Raw genomic sequence first — 18,843 nt, 5'->3', positions numbered from 1 at the left:
CCGGTTATTTTCCATCCAAAGAATAATAAAGCCAAAAAAAGCCACGTAACACAGATTCTGTGACGTGACTTTAGGAGTTGAAATTTATTTTTTTCTATCGCCAAACTGCTAAAAAGCAAGTTGTCTAGAAGATCACGACAGGGGTGCCTTTTTCTACCATGCCAAATAGTTGACTCATAACATTTGGTGGTGTGTTGATACAGCCGTGAGATCCGCGGGTTTTCCATAGTTCTCCACCATAGGCAGGTTGCCAATCGGAATCGTGGATTCCTACACCAGTCCAATCTACGGGCATCCAATAACTTACTGGACTAGCGTAAGGGGTGCCATCGTCATTCGTTCCTTTTAGTGTAGCATTTTCTTCTTTATTCCAAACATAGAAGACCCCGGTTGGCGTAGGTGTAATTGGCTTACCGGAAACGATATCAGTTTCAAGAGCAACTTTTCCATCTTTGTAGTACCACATATGTTGGTTCTGTAAATCAACTTCGATATATGTGGTATCAACTAACTTATGGTCAGCCGTCGTACTTCCTTGAACAAGTGGTGAGCGAGTGAAATCTTTCCCAGCTAAAATTGCTTTTTCAAGAGCTTCAGTTTCAGCATCAGTTGTGATCGTCCAACTATAGGTTCCAGCTGGTACAGTCACTTCACCACGTTTTGTACTTTTGAACTTCGTATCATTGGTGCTTGTGTTATATTTTGTTCCTAAATCTGTTACATATTGTCTGACTTGAGCTGTATCAAGACCGATTTTCCCATCTGTATAAGTCAACCAACTAGCGATGTCAGTAGTTGGGATCTGGAACGTGTCACCATTGATCGTATAGGTTCCTTTGACAGCAGCGATTTTATTCATCGCATTTAGCTGATCCGCCAAGCTTTGGTCTTTAGCCGTTACTTTTGGCTTTGCATGGAAATCGGCTAAATTGATTTCATTTTTTCCAGTATTCACAGCATTTTTGACTTCTTTGACAGCAGCTTCTACATCGATTGTGTCACCGTTGACTTCCGGTTTGATCGTGAACGTATCACCTGATTTTTCGATCGTCGCGTCCTGAGTAGGTTTGCGGTCTTTATTTAAGTTCGTCAATTCAGAAGTTAACTGTTCGATCGTTGCATCTAATTTTTGGTGATTTGTATCTAATGGATCGATTTCTTGATTGTCAGCAGCGGAGACATAAGTCATTCCCCAAGACCAAGCATTTTGTTTTTCTAAAAGAGGCGTCAACTCAGAAGAAAAGTCATCTTTGTAGCCGAGTTCTGATTTTGCAACTTCTTGCCAAACTTTGCCATTCTCTTCAATAGCAAGCTTTTTATTAGAATAAGAATCCTTCAATTTATCATTTGCTTCGTCAACAGTAAGATTACTTACGTTGATCGAATTGATCTCAGTATTAGGCAAAAAATGTTTTGTATAATATGTACTGCGATAGGTATAAAAGCTGATCAATACGAGGATCACACCGAGAGCAGACAATAAGCCAATGTGCGTTGATTTTTTACGATGAGAAGATCTTGTCATGGTGACAACTCCTTATTTTTTTAATTTAGGGTGTAACGAGCTAATCATAGCATATTTTACATGAAAAGACGAAGGGAAGAGATGATTTAGTGGAAATTTAATGAAGTATTGCTGTAAAAAAATAGAGCGTGGGACAAAACTAAAAATCAGTTTTGCCACAGACTCTAACTCCGAATAAACGGTGGGAGCAGAAGCAACTCCTTCTTAAATAAGCCGAAATTCACAAAAATTTGAAAAGCAATTTTCGTTCATTTCTTCTTATTTCTCGGAGTTAAACACTTCTGTCCCAACCTCATTTCTATTATTTATTTAAAATTATTCAGCGTCTAATTTTGAGAAAGCTTCGTCCAAGATTTCTTTTAATTGTTTAGCTGAAGCAGCCATACGGTCTTGTTCGCTGTCGCTTAGAGGGATTTCGATAACTTTTTGGATACCTTGACGGTTGATAACGGCAGGAGCACCAATGTAGATATCGTTCAATCCATATTCACCGTTCATAAATACTGACAATGGAAGAACAGCATTTTCATCATCAAGGATAGCACGAGTGATACGAGCTAATGCTACTGCGATACCGTAGAAAGTAGCACCTTTCTTCTCAATGATTGTGTAAGCAGCATCACGTACTCCGAAGAATAAGTTGACCATTGCTTCTTCATCAACGTCTGGATTGTTTTTAACCCATTCATAAATTTGTAACCCAGCAACGTTGGCATGTGACCAAACTGGGAATTCAGAATCTCCATGTTCACCTAAGATATAAGCATGGACGTTACGTGCATCAACGTCAACTAATTCAGCAAGTGCTTGACGGAAGCGAGCTGAGTCAAGTGAAGTACCAGAACCGATAACGCGTTCTTTAGGGAAACCTGAGAATTTCCAAGTTGAGTAAGTTAAAATATCTACTGGGTTAGCAGCAACTAAGAAAATACCATTGAAACCTGATTCAACGATTTGTGTTACTACGTCACGGTTGATTTTTAAGTTTTTGTTTACTAAATCTAAACGAGTTTCGCCTGGTTTTTGAGGCGCACCAGCTGTGATAACAACTAAGTCAGCGTCGTGTGCATCTGCATAAGTTGCAGAGTAGATTTTTTTAGGTGAAGTAAATGCTAATGCGTGTGATAAATCAATTGCATCTCCTTCAGTTTTTGCTGTGTTGATATCTACTATACCAACTTCTTGTGCGATATTTTGAGTAACTAATGCAAATGCATAGCTAGAACCTACGGCACCGTCTCCGACAAGAATTACTTTTTGATGATCTTTTTTTTCTGCAGCTGCAGTCATTGTATATCAATCCTTCCATTGATTTTGTCTTTTCCTATGACTATGCTAACATTTCTCAAGCCTGCTGTCACGCTATTTGGCTACAAAATATAACAGATAACACAGTTGTATTATATGTAAAAGCTTACATGTGCGTTATTTCACTATTTTCTAAAAGTAATGATTTCATTAAACTTTGAAGAGTTTTTTAATTATTTTATCATTTTTTAAGAATTCTCTTTTAGTTGAAACACGGTTATATGTGTTATACTATAGTAGAAAGTAAAAAATAGAAAATTGCGTCAAGGACTGGATTGCTTTATTTGCGCTCCAGCCTTTTGTGTTGCTTTTTAGATTAGGTGGAATGAACAATGAAAATGATCGTTGGGCTTGGAAACCCTGGAACGAAATATGAACAAACAAAACATAATATTGGCTTCATGGTCGTTGATCGTATGGCGAAAGAACATCAAGCAATGTTTAAAAAAAATACATTTGAAGCAGAGGTCGCTGAATTTTTCTACAATGGCGAAAAAATCCTTTTAGTCAAACCACAAACATTTATGAATGAGTCAGGACGTGCTGTAGGGCCGTTGATGACTTATTTTGGCATCTATCCAGACGAATTAGTCGTTGTGTACGATGATTTGGATCTTGCACTTGGAAAAATCAGATTGCGTCAAAAAGGAAGCGCTGGTGGTCATAATGGCATAAAAAGTATCATCTCGCATTTGAATACGAATGTATTTGATCGGATCAAAGTTGGGATCGGTAGACCTGAAGGAAAGAAAACTGTGGTGCAACATGTGTTGAGTCCATTTAGTAAAGAGGCACAGCCTTTGATCGAAGCAAGTATTGATCAATCCGTTAAAGCGTTAGAATTCATGCTTGAAGGACATTCGTTTATCAATACGATGAATCAATTCAATTAAGGAAGGAGAAAAAGTAATGGATATCATCCAAATGATTGGGAAAGATCCGCAAGTCAAAGAATGGATCAACCAATTAGAAGAGAAGACACCAAGACAACTAGTTACAGGATTAGCGGGCTCAGCAAAAACATTGTTGTTCGCACGCGCATTCAAAAAAACAAAGAAAAATCTGATTGTCTTGATGCCTAATCTTTATTATGCAAATCAGTTGGCTGAAGATCTTCAGCATGTTTTGCCAGCAGAACAGATCCATTCATTTCCAGTAGATGAAGTACTGTCTGCAGAAATGGCGTTCTCCTCTCCAGAAGCACGAGGAGAACGAGTGGCTACTCTAAATGCGCTACAACAAAAGCAACCGGGTATTTACCTTTTGCCAGTAGCGGCTCTTCATAAACGACTACCTCAACCAAAAACTTGGCAACAAGCACAACTGAACTGGCAAGTCGGTGAAGAGATCGATCTCGCAAATCTTCCGCAGCATTTTGCATTGATGGGCTATGAGCGGGTAGAAATGGTGGCAAAACCTGGAGAATACAGCATACGTGGAAGCATTATCGACATCTATCCACTAACCATTGACTATCCTGTCCGAGTTGAACTGTTCGATGTCGAAATTGATTCCATGCGCTATTTTGAACCAGATACACAGCGTTCGATCGAAAAAATAAACGAGATCTGGATCGCCCCTACGAGTGAACAAGTATATGGGCAAGAGGATTTGCTTCACGGAATCAATCAGGTTGAAACATTATTGGAAAAGAAATTAGCAACTACTTCTGAAAAAACAGATCGTGCCTTTTTAGAAGATTACTTTGGCCAATTGGTTTCACAGTGGCAAGCGGGAAACCCCACGGAAGAAGCTAAATTTTATGCAGATCTGCTTTATCAAACAGAAACGACGATCCTTGATTATTTTCCAACTAACAGCTTGTTGATTGTAGACGATTATCAACGAATCATGGAAACAAATCGAGAAATGGAACGTGAAGCTGCAGAATGGCAAACGCAAAAGATCAGTGAACTCCGTGTATTTTCTGAACAGGTATTAGTCAGCGATGTGCATAAACTTGTTCAAAAAGAAAAATTTATTACTACTTTTTTTGCACTTTTCCAAAAAGGAATGGGCAATTTACGTTTTCAAGCTATCCATAATTTCCAATATCGCACGATGCAACAATTTTTCGGACAGATGCCACTATTAAAAACCGAAATGGATCGTTGGCGAAAACAGGGGCAAACGGTTGTTATCTTTATCCCGACAAAAGAGCGGATAAAAAAAGCAGAACAGATGCTTCGGGATGAGGAGATATTAGTAGTAGAAACGGAACAAGACAAATTGATCCGCGGACAAGTTCAATTGGTAGAAGGTGCCTTACAAACTGGTTTTGAGTTGCCACAAGAAAAAATCGTTGCGATCACGGAAAAAGAGATTTTCCAAAAAACAACGAAAAAACAAACTCGGCGACAAACAGTAACCAATGCAGAACGCCTAAAAAGTTACAATGAACTTAAAGCTGGAGATTATGTCGTCCATGCGAATCACGGGATCGGTAAATATATCGGTATGGAAACGTTGGAAGTGGATGGGGTCCATCAAGATTACATGACGATTCTTTATCAAAATGACGACAAGCTCTTTATACCAGTCACACAATTGAACCTTATTCAAAAATATGTTGCTTCTGAATCGAAAGCACCACGTGTCAATAAATTAGGTGGAAGTGAATGGACGAAGACAAAACGAAAAGTGTCTTCTAAAATCGAAGATATCGCAGATGATCTGATCAAACTTTATGCAGCCAGAGAATCTGAAAAAGGGTATGCTTTTGGACCGGATGATGGGTACCAAAAAGAATTCGAGAATGCTTTTCCATATTCTGAAACAGATGACCAATTAAGAAGTGCAGCTGAGATCAAGCGTGATATGGAAAAAGAAAAACCGATGGATCGATTGCTTGTAGGGGATGTGGGCTATGGGAAAACCGAAGTTGCTTTACGTGCAGCTTTCAAGGCCATCAAGGATAGTAAGCAAGTAGCCTTTCTAGTTCCTACTACGATTTTGGCACAGCAACATTACGAGACCATGCTTGAACGTTTTGAAGGATTTCCTGTCAACATTGGCTTATTAAGTCGATTTAGAACAAGGAAACAACAGAAAGAAACGATCGAACAATTACGCACGGGTCAAATCGATATTGTCGTTGGTACGCACCGAATTCTTTCGAAAGATATAGAATTTAGTGATTTAGGCCTATTGATTGTTGACGAAGAGCAACGTTTTGGTGTAAAACATAAAGAACGATTGAAACAATTGCGTGCGCAAGTGGATGTATTGACATTGACAGCAACACCGATCCCGCGAACATTGCATATGTCGATGTTGGGTGTTCGGGACTTGTCAGTGATCGAGACCCCACCAGCGAACCGTTATCCGATCCAAACCTATGTTATGGAGAAAAATCCCGGCGCAATCAGAGAAGCAATCCATCGAGAAATGGGAAGAGGCGGACAAGTTTTCTATCTATACAACCGTGTCGAAACAATCGAACGTAAAGTAGAAGAAATACAAGCGTTGGTACCAGAAGCCCGCATTGGATTTGCTCATGGGCAGATGACAGAAGCACAATTAGAAAATACGCTGTTTGATTTTATCGAAGGACAGTATGATGTGCTAGTCACGACTACGATCATCGAAACAGGTGTCGATATCCCGAATACCAATACATTATTTGTGGAAAATGCTGATTATATGGGCTTGTCTACGCTTTATCAGTTACGAGGACGTGTCGGGCGTAGCAATCGTGTCGCCTACGCTTATTTCATGTATGAACAGCAAAAAATCCTTAATGAAGTGAGCGAAAAAAGGCTACAAGCAATCAAAGATTTTACGGAATTAGGTTCAGGCTTTAAAATCGCGATGCGTGATTTATCGATCCGAGGAGCAGGAAATCTTTTAGGTGCCCAACAACATGGCTTTATCGATGCTGTTGGTTTTGATATGTATTCTCAAATGTTGAGTGAGGCAGTTTCACGAAAACAAGGGAAAAATAATCAAGTCGAAAAAACATCAGTTGAGATCGATCTTGGTGTCGATGCCTACTTACCAGAAGAATACGTCTCCGATCAACGACAAAAAATCGAAATTTATAAACGTATCAGAGAACTTGACTCACAAGAAATGCTTGATGAGCTGGAAGATGATTTGTTGGACCGTTTTGGTGAATATCCTGAAGAGGTCGCTCATTTATTGACGATCGGTCAGATCAAAATGGATGGCGATCGTGCATTGATCGAAACGATTCGCAAACAAGAGCAAAAACTAGTCTTTACGTTGAGCAAGGTTGGAACAAAACGTTATACGGTGGAACAACTTTTTGAAGCACTGACAGCAACAAAATTAAAGGCCAGTCTAGGTGTTGAAAAGGAAAAAATGGTGATCCGATTAACGATTCCCAAAGCGACAGATACTGCGAGCTGGATGCAAGAGATCCAACGTTTTGTGAAAGCATTACGTGAACAAAAATATGCTGTAGCATAGGAAGGAGCAGACGCTTTGGACCATAAAGAAATGCGTAAAGTGATGCAAGGCGCATTTATACTCACACTCGCTTCTTTTATAGCGAAAGTATTAAGTGCCTTGTACCGCATCCCACTGCAAAACTTAGTCGGCGATGAAGGATTTTATGTTTACCAACAAGTTTATCCTATTTATGGAATTGCCATGACCTTAGCACTGTCTGGTCTTCCTCAGTTTATCTCTAAATATGTTGCAGAAAGAAAAGATCCATTACAGCGTAAAGCGGGATTACAAAAACTATATCCTTTAGTTTTTTGGACAGGTGTTTTATTGTGGCTATTCACCTTTTCCTTTAGTCGGTGGATTGCTTTTATGATGGGGGATCTACAGTTGAAGCCGTTGATCCAGATCGTCTCCTTCACCTTTTTGCTGATGCCAGGACTTTCCTTTTATCGAGGAAATTTTCAAGGACGCTTCTTGATGGAACCCACTGCGGTTTCTCAAGTCATCGAACAGTTCGTTCGCGTGTCGATCATCGTTTGTAGTGCGCTCGCTTTTCGGATGTTAGGCTGGAATGTCTATCAAACGGGAACAGCAGCGATGAGCGGAGCGGTTCTTGGTGGGCTTTGTGCCTATGGTGTTTTACACTATTATGAACAAAAAATACATGGTGGTGCATTAAGCTTTCGACATTTTTCTATCTTTAATCGGCCACCAAAATCACTGATACGCCGCTTTTTTATCGAAGGCGGATTGGTGTCGATTTATAGTGGTCTATTGATCTTCTTTCAGTTGATCGATTCGTTTTTTGTCAAAAATGCACTGGAAGTCTATGGATTGACTGAACAAAGTGCGAAAATCGCTAAAGGAGTGTATGATCGAGGGCAGCCTTTGGTCCAACTAGGTCTAGTTATTGCAACTGCATTAAGTGCCACATTTTTACCAGCATTAACACGTTATCTAATGAGCTCCGTTCCCAGTCAATTTCTAAAGACAGCGAAAATCTATTTGCGGCTGACTACGGCGTTAGCTTTAGCTGCTTCAGTCGGTTTGGCGATGTTGCTTCCCTACATCAACTATGCACTATTCAAAGATTATGCGGGAAATGCTGCCCTTGTGTTGTTTGTATTTTCGATTGCACTAACAGCAGTTATTCAAGCGTATCAAAGCATTGCTCAAAGCAAAAATTCTTTCCGACCTTCATTGAAGGGAGCGGGCTGGGGGCTTCTAGCAAAAGCCTTAGCTACGCCTTTATTGACAGGACGTTTGGGAACAGTGGGCGCTAGTCTATCTACGCTACTAGGGTTAGCTGTAACATTGTGGTATTTTGTCCACACTGAAAAAGCAGACATCAACAGCTTTTGGAAAGAACGTAAATTCGGTAAAAAATTGATCCAGTGTTTAGGCTGGATGATCCTATCCTTATTTTTATACTATGGTCTATTGATGCTGTTTTTTGGCCCGATCCAACACCGCTCAACGGCTTTCTTAGTCAGTCTAGTCGGTGTGATTATCGGCGCATTTATTTTTGTGAATGCGGTGATCTGGACGCGACTGTTTACGGTCAGAGAATGGCTGATGTTGCCTTTTGGTAAAAAAATATTAAGGATAAACAAACAATTTAAAAAGTGAGGAAAAACCATGCGATTAGATAAATTTCTTAAAATCTCTCGAATCATCAAACGTCGCTCAGTAGCAAAAGAAGTGGCAGATAAAGGGAGAATCCAAATCAATGGCAAGCTAGCGAAGTCTTCTAGTGACGTCAAAGTCGGCGATATAATGAAGATCCAATTTGGGAACAAAACAATGGAAGTAAAAGTGGTAGAATTACACGAGTCAACGAAAAAAGAAGATACACAGAAGATGTATGAACTATTAACTGAGACCCGCACGAAAAACAGTGAAGAAATTGATTAGACAAGCCATCTTGATGTTGGTATAATGAGAAGGACAATCAAAAAAAGATTGGAGCGAAGTGAAGTGACGAAAAAAAGCAACAAAATTGCTGCTTTAGACACAGAGTATGCAAAGAAAAAGTATGCTGAATTTCAACAACAACAACGCCAATTGATTTTTCGAAGACGTAGGTTAGCAGCCATTTTCATCGGCGCTTTGGTTATTTTCGCAGTGTTAGGATTTCAAATTTTTCGTGATATGCAAAGAATGGATCGATTAAACGATTTAAGAGTTGAAGCGAATACGGAGATGAGTCAAGTCAATACGGATGTTGATCAACTCAAAGAAGACGTTTCATTATTAAAAGATGATGATTATGTGGCGAAACTTGCGAGAAGTAAATTCTTTTATTCCAAAGAAGGCGAAAAAGTTTACCCAATATTAGAACCGGCTACCGATAGTTCAACGGCTGAAACAAATCAATCAACTAGTTCAACAACTGCAAAATAAGCAGTATTATAAATAGGTTAATAATTAGGAGGAACATTTTTTTTATGTCAATCGAGGTAGGAGCAAAACTGCAAGGAAAAGTATCAGGAATCACAAATTTTGGGGCATTTATTGATTTAGGAGCTGGTAAAACGGGTTTAGTTCATATCAGTGAAGTATCAAATGGGTATATCAAAGATATTCACGACGTTTTAAGTGTTGGAGATGAAGTAACAGTCAAAGTTATTTCTGTAAATGATGATGGTAAGATTGGGCTATCTATCCGTAAAGCGCAAGAGCAACCAGCTGAATCGAATGAAGAACAACGTCCAAAACGATATCAAAAAGATACACGAGATACACGGGATACACGTGACACACGAGATAATCGTGGCCGTGCAACACAGAAAAAACCTTTTTCTCGCAGTCAATCTTCTAACAATCACAAAGAAGATTTTGATTCATTAATGAGTTCATTTTTAAAAGACAGTGATGATCGATTGACTTCCTTGAAACGTAACACTGAAGGCAAACGTGGTGGTCGCGGCGGACGTCGCAGCTAAAACAAATGAAAATGAAGGGGCAGGCAATTGTTTCAGACTATTGTCCGCTCTTTTTTTCTTTTGCGGCCATTATCGAAAAAGTGTAAGTGAAAGGAAGTGATGGATGTGTCGATCAAAAACCAAGTATCAGCAGAGATGCAACGAATGTTTATCGAACAAGGTAAAGTAAAAGGATATCTAGCCAAAGGAAATCATGTACTGTTGGCGATTTCTGGGGGAGTTGATTCCATGGTGTTGCTTGACTTGATGCTTGCAGCTAAAAAAGAAGTAGCCTTTTCTTTGGGTGTGGTGCACATCAACCACCAATTAAGACTAGAATCTGCAGATGAAGCAGCCTACTTAAAAGCCTATTGTCAGGAACGAAAGATCCCGTTTATCCTTGAGACATGGAAAGAACCGGCAACAAAGGGCATCGAAGCTGCTGCAAGAGCCTTTCGTTATCACACGTTTGCAAAAATCATGCATACAGATGGTTATCAAGTAGTGATGACTGCGCATCATGGAAACGATCAAATGGAAACGATTTTAATGAAGATAGTGCGTGGGGGACAGTTAGGAACTTTTGCAGGAATCAAAGAAAGTCAACGTTTTTCAAATGGCCAGCTGATCCGCCCACTTCTAAGCTTTGGTAAAGAGCAATTGTATGAATATGCCGCAGAACAAAAGCTTGTTTATTTTGAGGATCAGACCAATCAGGAACTGAATGTTCAAAGAAATCGAATCAGGCATTTAGTGATTCCCCAATTAAAACAAGAAAATCCACAAGTTTTGGCACATTTCCAACGTTTTGCGCAACAAATTACTTGGGCAGATCAATTAATCAAGAAACAAATGAAAAAAGTAATCGAAGAACAGGTCAAAGAAACGCATGATGGTTTTGTTTTTCCATGGAGAGTAGTACAAGAGATGTCACTAGAAGAGCGGTACTATTTTTTGTATACGCTATTCGATTGGGCGAACAGAAAAACAAACCTTTTTATCAATGAACAGCAAATCGACCAACTATTAGAGCAAGTTGATCGACCGAAAGGACAATGGCAACTAACTCTTGATCGTTCATGGGTATTCCAACGGGTCTATGAAGAGATCGCTTTGGTAAGAAAGAACGATGTGGAGAATGAACCTGTGGAAATAATCGATCGATTTATCGAAATAGAACCACATAAGCAGATCATATTAAATGAGAAGGCATGGGTTGGTCTATTCACGCCTGATGAAGTGGCAGGATTTAGATTTATCGACGATTGGGGAGAATTTTCTCATGATGTCTGGCTGGAACCTCAGCAAACCTTGTTCATCGGAAAAAGACAAGCGGGCGATCGCATACAGCTAAATGAAAAATTGACAAAGAAAGTGTCTAGGTATTTTATTGACAAGAAAATACCTGATCTGCAAAGAAAAGATGCGTGGGTGGTTAAAGATGAGCAAAAAAAAATAATTAGTTTGCTTCCTTTTACCTATTCCCATTTGAGTATTGGTGTAGAAACTGATAAAATACACTACATACTTCTTTACAAATATCAAAAAGAAGCAACTGGAAGGAGAACCTGATGTTAGAAAAGGATATTGAGAAAGTTTTGATTACAAAAGAAGAGATACAAGTTCGTTGTGAAGAACTAGGCAAAGAATTGACAGAAACTTATAAGGATTCAAATCCATTAGTAGTTGGTGTCTTAAAAGGTGCAGTCCCATTCATGGCAGATATCATACGTTCAATCGATGCGTATTTAGAATTAGATTTCATGGATGTTTCAAGTTATGGTAATGCCACTGTTTCATCTGGTGAAGTTAAGATTGTGAAGGACTTAGATACAAATGTCGAAGGCCGTGATCTGTTGATTGTTGAAGATATCATTGATAGCGGACGAACACTTGCTTATCTAGTCGATCTTTTTAAATATCGTAAAGCAAACTCAGTGAAGATCGTGACATTGCTTGATAAACCAGAAGGAAGAGTCGTAGATATTGAAGCAGACTACGTTGGATTCAATGTGCCAAACGAATTTGTGGTAGGATATGGCTTGGATTATGCAGAATCTTATCGCAATCTACCTTATATCGGAGTATTGAAACCAAGCGTTTATCAATCAAATTAATGCTGTATCTGTTGTGATTTGTGTTACAATAGAACGGTCAGGATTGATAAAAAAAATGCTAATTTAAAATAACGCATAGGGAGGGCAACTATGAACAAAAAGAACAATGGCATGATGAAAAATGCCTTGTATTATGTCCTCGTAATCTTAGCGATGGTAATGGTCGTATACTTTATTTTTGGTAACAATGGCCAACGATCGTCAGATATCGAGTACTCAAAATTCACAGAACAATTACAAGCAGGTAAAATCAAGAACTTTGAAGTGCAACCTGCAAATGGTGTATATAAAATCACTGGTGAATACAAAGAGCAACAGAAAGTCGCTAATAGCGGCGGTCTATCTATCTTAGGTTCAACAGATACTACAACTACCCATTTTACAACGATCATTTTACCGAATGATACAACACTGAGTCAGGTAACTGATTTAGCGAAAGAAAAGAATGTCGCGACGACAGTCAAAGAAGAGTCAAGCAGCGGCGTATGGGTCTCCTTGTTACTTAGCTTCTTGCCGATTGTGATCATCATTTTCTTCTTCTATATGATGATGGGTCAACAAGGCGGCGGTGGCGGCGGTGGCGGCCGTGTCATGAACTTTGGTAAATCAAAAGCCAAAGAAGCAGACAAAAAAGCCAACCGTGTACGTTTTTCTGATGTCGCAGGTGCGGAAGAAGAAAAACAAGAACTTGTCGAAGTCGTTGAGTTCTTAAAAGATCCACGACGATTCGTTGAGCTAGGTGCGCGTATCCCAGCAGGTGTTCTTTTAGAAGGACCTCCAGGGACTGGTAAAACATTACTTGCCAAGGCAGTAGCCGGAGAAGCCGGTGTACCATTTTATTCTATCTCTGGTTCAGACTTCGTTGAAATGTTTGTCGGTGTCGGTGCAAGCCGTGTACGTGATTTATTTGAAACAGCGAAGAAAAATGCTCCGGCCATCATCTTTATCGATGAAATCGATGCTGTAGGTCGTCAACGTGGTGCAGGTATGGGTGGCGGACATGATGAACGCGAACAAACCTTGAACCAATTGCTTGTTGAAATGGATGGATTTGATGGAAATGAAGGAGTTATCGTCATTGCCGCAACCAACCGTTCTGATGTATTGGACCCAGCATTGTTACGTCCAGGACGTTTTGACCGTCAAATTTTAGTCGGTCGTCCAGATGTGAAAGGTCGTGAAGCGATTCTACGTGTTCATGCAAGAAATAAACCTTTAGCAGATGATGTTGATCTAAAAGTTGTTGCACAACAAACACCAGGGTTTGCTGGTGCTGATTTAGAAAACGTCTTGAACGAAGCTGCTTTAGTAGCGGCACGTCGTAACAAGAAAAAAATCGATGCTTCAGATGTCGATGAAGCAGAAGATCGCGTGATTGCAGGTCCAGCTAAGAAAGACCGCGTAATCAGCAAAAAAGAACGCGAAATGGTGGCATACCATGAAGCAGGTCACACTATCGTTGGGTTAGTCTTAAGTCGTGCACGTGTCGTTCATAAAGTAACGATCATTCCACGTGGGCGTGCAGGCGGTTATATGATCGCATTGCCAAAAGAAGACCAATTCTTGATGACAAAAGAAGACATGTTTGAACAAATCGTTGGCTTGCTAGGTGGACGAACAGCAGAAGAAATCATCTTCAATGTTCAATCGACAGGCGCTTCAAATGACTTTGAACAAGCAACAGCGTTAGCAAGAAGTATGGTCACTGAATATGGGATGAGCGATCGCTTAGGTCCAGTTCAATATGAAGGAAACCATCAAGTGTTTGTAGGTCGTGATTACGGTCAAACAAAAGCTTACTCTGAACAAGTTGCATTCGAGATCGATCAAGAAATACGCAAGATTTTGATGGAAGCACATCAAAAAGCGCATGAAATCATCGAAGCACACCGTGCGCAACACAAATTGATTGCTGAAAAACTTCTAGAATTCGAAACATTGGATGCGAAAGCAATCAAATCTTTATTTGAAAGAGGCGTAATGCCAGAAGGTTCAGAATCGGATAACTATCCAAGCGAAAAAGAAGCACAAACTTTTGAAGAAGCAAAACGCGCTTTAGAAGAAAAAGATGCTGAAAAACAAGCGGAAGAAAAAGAAAATTTTGAACATGATAAAGAAGAATTGAACGAAGAAGCTAAAGAAGAACATGATGCTACTTTGCCAAATGATTCTGATGATCATAACAAATAATACGAAAGAGCTGTGACGAAAGTCATAGCTCTTTTTTTAATTAAATATAGTAGGTAGAAGTCCTGCTTCTGCTCCCACCGTTTATTCGGAGTTAGAGTCTGTGGCAAAACTGATTTTTAGTTTTGTTCCACGCTCATTTGATTAATCATAGGTTAAGTTCAATTCCATCAGTTGAAAAAAATGAGCGTAACTAGTATGATTCACTATGAGTTTAAAATCGGGAAATGAGGTACATAAAATGGAAGATTATTTAGTTAAAGCTTTAGCACATAATGGATTTGTGCGAGCATATGCTGTTCAAGCAACCAATACTGTAGCGGAAGCACAAAGACGTCATGATACATGGCATACTTCTTCTGCCGCATTAGGTCGGACATTAGTGGGTGGTTTGCTACTAGGCGCAACTGTAAAGGGCGATGATAAGTTGACGATCCGCATTCAAGGGGACGGACCAGCGAAGGGCATTGTAGTCGATGCGAACGGAAAAGGGGAAGTAAAAGGCTACATTCAAAATCCGCATTTAAGTTTACCTTTAAATGAAGCAGGGAAAATCGATGTACGTGGCGCGGTAGGAACACAAGGGATGTTCAGTGTCACGAAAGATTTGGGACTGAAAGAACCTTTTTCTGGTCAAACACCTATCGTTTCCGGAGAAATAGCAGAAGACTTTACTTATTATTTAGCTATTTCAGAACAAATTCCTTCTGCTGTCGGCTTGAGTGTTCTAGTCAACACAGATGATAGTATCAAAACGGCTGGCGGCTTCATGATCCAGATCATGCCTGGTGCAGATGAAGAAACCATCGCTCAAATCGAAGAACAATTAAAGAAAACACCGAGAATCTCTACATTGCTAGATGAGGGATTAACGCCAGAAGAAATCTTAAAAGGGTTGCTAGGGACAGAAGAGTTGAATATCTTAGAAAAGCTAACTGTTCAATTCAAGTGTGATTGCTCTAAAGAAAAATTTGGTGAGGCAATCATTGCATTAGGGGCAGATGAAATTCAAGCGATGATCGACGAAGACCATGGCGCAGAAGCAGTTTGTTCGTTCTGTAACAATAAGTATGAATACAGTGAGGATGAATTGACAGCACTCAAAGAAGAAGCATTAGGAGGAAACTAAGTGGAACATAAATGGAAAATAGGCAATGTGGAAATTCCCAATCGTGTAGTCGTTGCACCGATGGCTGGAATCACCAACTCCGCTTTTCGAGTAACTGTAAAAGAATTCGGCGCTGGGTTAGTTGTCTGCGAGATGATCAGCGATCAAGGCATCCATTTTAGGAATAAGAAAACCTTAGAGATGCTGCATATAGAAGAAGGAGAACATCCTTTAAGTTTACAGATATTCGGCGGAAATAAAGATACATTAGTCGAAGCAGCACAATTCGTTCAACAAAATACCGCTGCTGATATCATCGATATCAACATGGGCTGCCCAGTCAACAAAGTCATCAAAGCGGAAGCAGGCGCGAAGTGGTTGTTAGATCCAGATAAAGTTTATGAAATGGTCCATGCGGTTTCTTCTGCTGTCGATATACCTGTAACTGTAAAAATGCGGATCGGTTGGGATGAACAACATGTATTTGCTGTTCAAAATGCATTAGCTGCTGAGTCAGCTGGAGCAAGTGCGATCGCCATGCATGGGCGTACACGGGTACAAATGTATGAAGGAAAAGCAGATTGGGAAGTCTTGAAAGAAGTCAAAAGCCAGTTAACGATCCCTTTTATGGGGAATGGAGATGTCAAAACACCTGAAGATGCAAAAAGAATGCTGGAATATGTGGGGGCAGACGGAGTAATGATCGGCCGTGCCGCATTAGGAAACCCTTGGATGATCCATCGTACCCAACACTATTTAAAGACAGGTGAATTGATTCCAGAACCAACGCCTCGTGAAAAAATCGAGACAGCAAAACTCCATTTGAAACGTTTAGTTGATCTAAAAGGGGAAGTTATTGCTTGCCGTGAATTTCGGACACATGCTTCTTATTATTTGAAGGGAGTCTCTCGAGCGGCGAAAGTCAAAGTTGCAATCAACCACTCTAAAAAACAAACAGAAATCAATGATTTATTGGATGGCTTTTTAGAGAAAACAGAAAAAATATCTGTGAGTTGATGACATGTTTTTCTGAGTTTTTCGTTAATTTTCAAGCCGAAAATTTAAGTTCGGCTTGCTTTTTTTGTGTTTCATTGGCATTATAGGGAAGAGAATAACATGAGAATGGAGGAACTTTTGTGACACAGGAACAACAACATCAAGTAGAAGATTTAAATGATCAAATGCTTGTTCGTCGTCAAAAAATGGAGCAATTGAGAGAAAATGGGATTGATCCTTTCGGCAAGCGATTTGAACGTACACACAATTCAGCAGAACTACATGAACTATTTGATCCAAGAACAAAAGAAGAATTAGCAGAGATGGGATTAACTGCTAGCGTAGCAGGACGTATGATGACAAGACGCGGCAAAGGTAAAGCGGGTTTTGCACATTTACAAGATCGTGAAGGTCAAATCCAAATCTATGTACGGAAAGACCAAGTAGGAGACGAAGCTTACGATGTATTCAAACACGCTGATCTAGGTGACTTTTTTGGTGTGACGGGTGAAATCATGAAGACGGACACTGGAGAAGTTTCCATCAAAGCTTCAGAGATCGTCATTTTATCAAAAGCACTACGCCCATTACCAGATAAATATCATGGATTGACGAACATCGAACAACGTTACCGCCAACGCTATTTAGATTTGATCAGTAATCGTGAAAGTTTTGACCGCTTCATGAAACGCAGTCAAATCATCAGCGAGATCCGTCGCTACTTAGATGGCAATGGATATATAGAAGTAGAAACTCCTGTATTGCATAATGAAGCCGGTGGTGCTGCAGCACGTCCATTTATTACACATCATAATGCATTGGATATTGACTTGTACCTACGTATTGCACTAGAACTTCATTTGAAACGACTAATTGTCGGTGGTATGGAAAAAGTCTATGAAATCAGTCGTGTATTCCGCAATGAAGGAATCGATACAACACACAATCCAGAATTTACGATGCTAGAAGCTTATACAGCTTATACAGATTTCCAAGATGTGATGAATCTGACAGAAGGTATTATTCGTAATGCGGCTCAGAAAGTACTTGGTACAGCTAAGATCACCTATGATGGGCAAGATGTCGATTTAGAGAGTGACTTTAAACGTATCCACATGGTAGATGCGATCAAAGAAAAAACGGGTGTCGACTTCTGGAAAGAAATGACGCTGGAAGAAGCATTGGCTATTGCTAAAGAACATGATGTAGAAGTAACAGATGCAATGGGTGTTGGTCATGTCATCAATGAGTTTTTCGAGACTTTCGTTGAAGAAACATTGACACAACCTACTTTTGTTTATGGTCATCCAGTAGAAGTTTCTCCGTTAGCGAAGAAAAATCCAGAAGACCCACGTTTTACAGATCGTTTTGAATTATTTATCGTTGGGCGCGAATTTGCGAATGCCTTTACTGAATTAAATGACCCAATCGATCAAAGAGAACGCTTTGAAGCACAAGAAAAAGAACGTGAATTAGGAAATGACGAAGCACATGGTGTAGATGAAGACTTCTTAGAAGCGTTAGAATATGGTATGCCACCTACTGGCGGTCTGGGAATCGGAATCGACCGTCTAGTGATGCTTTTGACAGATGCTCAATCGATTCGAGACGTTTTATTATTCCCAACAATGCGTTAACAATAAGATAGGAGGAGAGACCTGATTGGTTTTCTCCTTCTTTTTTTGTAGGTAAGAGGAGTAAAGAAGTATAAGATACTTATTCGTATTTTCACGCTTAAATATGAATAGTCATAAAAAAAAGATTTTTGGAATACGCTTTATAAAATAAAGAACAGTGGAAAAAATTTGAATAAAAAGGAAATTCCAACTTTCAGACCATAAATAATAACGAATGATATTGTAAGTGAAGCGAATAGCAATCGAAAGATATTGCCTTAAATACGAACAATTAATAGAAAGGGATAATGATTGATCGGTTGTTGAAAAAAACTTGAAAAAATACAAGAAAGTCGTTGACCGATACGGGTTTAGTTGGTATATTATTATTTGTTCAAAAGTTACCGAGAATAACTTCTGAAAATAACTTAAAAAAGTTCTTGACCTGTGGGCGACCACATGATAAGATAACTAAGTCGTTTGAAAAGAACCTATTGAAAAGCTTGATCTAATCAAGAAAAACTTCAAAAAAGTTCTTGACAAATAACAAAAGATAAGTTATGATATACGAGTTGCTGAAAGATTTCTAAAAACGGAATCGAAAATAACTTTTAAAAAAACAGTTGACATTCACTTGTCACTCTGATAT

Annotated in this window: 14 protein-coding genes; 12 read left to right on the top strand and 2 right to left on the bottom strand. The window is 39.5% G+C overall.

What is annotated here, in order from left to right; translation table 11 throughout:
• Positions 1-124: 124 nt before the first annotated feature.
• Both ED2_RS11595 and ED2_RS11590 read right to left on the bottom strand, forming a co-directional pair.
• Positions 125-1,525 (bottom strand): L,D-transpeptidase family protein, encoded by a 1,401-nt coding sequence (locus ED2_RS11595; RefSeq protein WP_016177744.1) that lies wholly within the window; start codon positions 1,523-1,525, stop codon positions 125-127.
• 315 nt (positions 1,526-1,840) lie between these two features.
• Positions 1,841-2,815, bottom strand: a complete 975-nt coding sequence (locus ED2_RS11590; protein WP_005875171.1) for an L-lactate dehydrogenase — start codon at positions 2,813-2,815, stop codon at positions 1,841-1,843.
• Between the two features lie 350 nt (positions 2,816-3,165).
• Between ED2_RS11590 and pth the strand changes: the two genes are divergently transcribed.
• From pth to lysS, 12 genes are all read left to right on the top strand, one after another.
• On the top strand, positions 3,166-3,726 hold the full coding sequence (gene pth / locus ED2_RS11585) for an aminoacyl-tRNA hydrolase (RefSeq protein WP_005875173.1): 561 nt from the start codon (positions 3,166-3,168) through the stop codon (positions 3,724-3,726).
• A gap of 16 nt (positions 3,727-3,742) precedes the next feature.
• Entirely contained in the window at positions 3,743-7,264 is a 3,522-nt protein-coding gene (gene mfd, locus ED2_RS11580) for a transcription-repair coupling factor (RefSeq protein ID WP_005875174.1), read from the top strand.
• A gap of 15 nt (positions 7,265-7,279) precedes the next feature.
• A complete protein-coding gene (locus ED2_RS11575) occupies positions 7,280-8,875 on the top strand; it encodes a putative polysaccharide biosynthesis protein (RefSeq protein ID WP_005875176.1) in 1,596 nt (531 codons plus the stop codon).
• Positions 8,876-8,884: 9 nt separating this feature from the next.
• Positions 8,885-9,160, top strand: a complete 276-nt coding sequence (locus ED2_RS11570; protein WP_005875178.1) for an RNA-binding S4 domain-containing protein — start codon at positions 8,885-8,887, stop codon at positions 9,158-9,160.
• A 63-nt stretch (positions 9,161-9,223) separates the two neighbouring features.
• The gene (locus tag ED2_RS11565; protein WP_016177743.1) at positions 9,224-9,649 is read left to right on the top strand and encodes an FtsB family cell division protein; all 426 of its coding nucleotides are present in this window, start codon (positions 9,224-9,226) and stop codon (positions 9,647-9,649) included.
• 44 nt (positions 9,650-9,693) lie between these two features.
• Entirely contained in the window at positions 9,694-10,191 is a 498-nt protein-coding gene (locus tag ED2_RS11560) for a S1 domain-containing RNA-binding protein (protein ID WP_005875182.1), read from the top strand.
• 99 nt (positions 10,192-10,290) lie between these two features.
• The gene (tilS, locus tag ED2_RS11555; RefSeq protein WP_016177742.1) at positions 10,291-11,742 is read left to right on the top strand and encodes a tRNA lysidine(34) synthetase TilS; all 1,452 of its coding nucleotides are present in this window, start codon (positions 10,291-10,293) and stop codon (positions 11,740-11,742) included.
• Positions 11,742-12,287 (top strand): hypoxanthine phosphoribosyltransferase, encoded by a 546-nt coding sequence (hpt, locus tag ED2_RS11550; protein WP_016177741.1) that lies wholly within the window; start codon positions 11,742-11,744, stop codon positions 12,285-12,287. The genes tilS and hpt overlap by 1 nt, the downstream gene beginning before the upstream one ends.
• 90 nt (positions 12,288-12,377) lie before the next feature.
• Positions 12,378-14,477: an ATP-dependent zinc metalloprotease FtsH gene (gene ftsH, locus ED2_RS11545; protein ID WP_016177740.1), complete on the top strand. Its 2,100-nt coding sequence runs from the start codon at positions 12,378-12,380 to the stop codon at positions 14,475-14,477.
• A gap of 238 nt (positions 14,478-14,715) precedes the next feature.
• Positions 14,716-15,603, top strand: coding sequence for an Hsp33 family molecular chaperone HslO (hslO, locus tag ED2_RS11540; protein ID WP_016177739.1), 888 nt, complete (start codon positions 14,716-14,718; stop codon positions 15,601-15,603).
• Positions 15,604-16,599, top strand: a complete 996-nt coding sequence (gene dusB / locus ED2_RS11535) for a tRNA dihydrouridine synthase DusB (RefSeq protein ID WP_016177738.1) — start codon at positions 15,604-15,606, stop codon at positions 16,597-16,599. It begins immediately after the preceding gene.
• A gap of 119 nt (positions 16,600-16,718) precedes the next feature.
• A complete protein-coding gene (gene lysS, locus ED2_RS11530) occupies positions 16,719-18,215 on the top strand; it encodes a lysine--tRNA ligase (RefSeq protein WP_016177737.1) in 1,497 nt (498 codons plus the stop codon).
• Positions 18,216-18,843: the final 628 nt, after the last annotated feature.

The organism is Enterococcus durans NBRC 100479 = LMG 10746 (genome assembly GCF_001544215.1).
Classification (GTDB): domain Bacteria; phylum Bacillota; class Bacilli; order Lactobacillales; family Enterococcaceae; genus Enterococcus_B; species Enterococcus_B durans.
The sequence above is the reverse complement of the archived record's forward strand: the minus strand, read 5'-3'. Positions and strand labels throughout refer to the sequence as shown.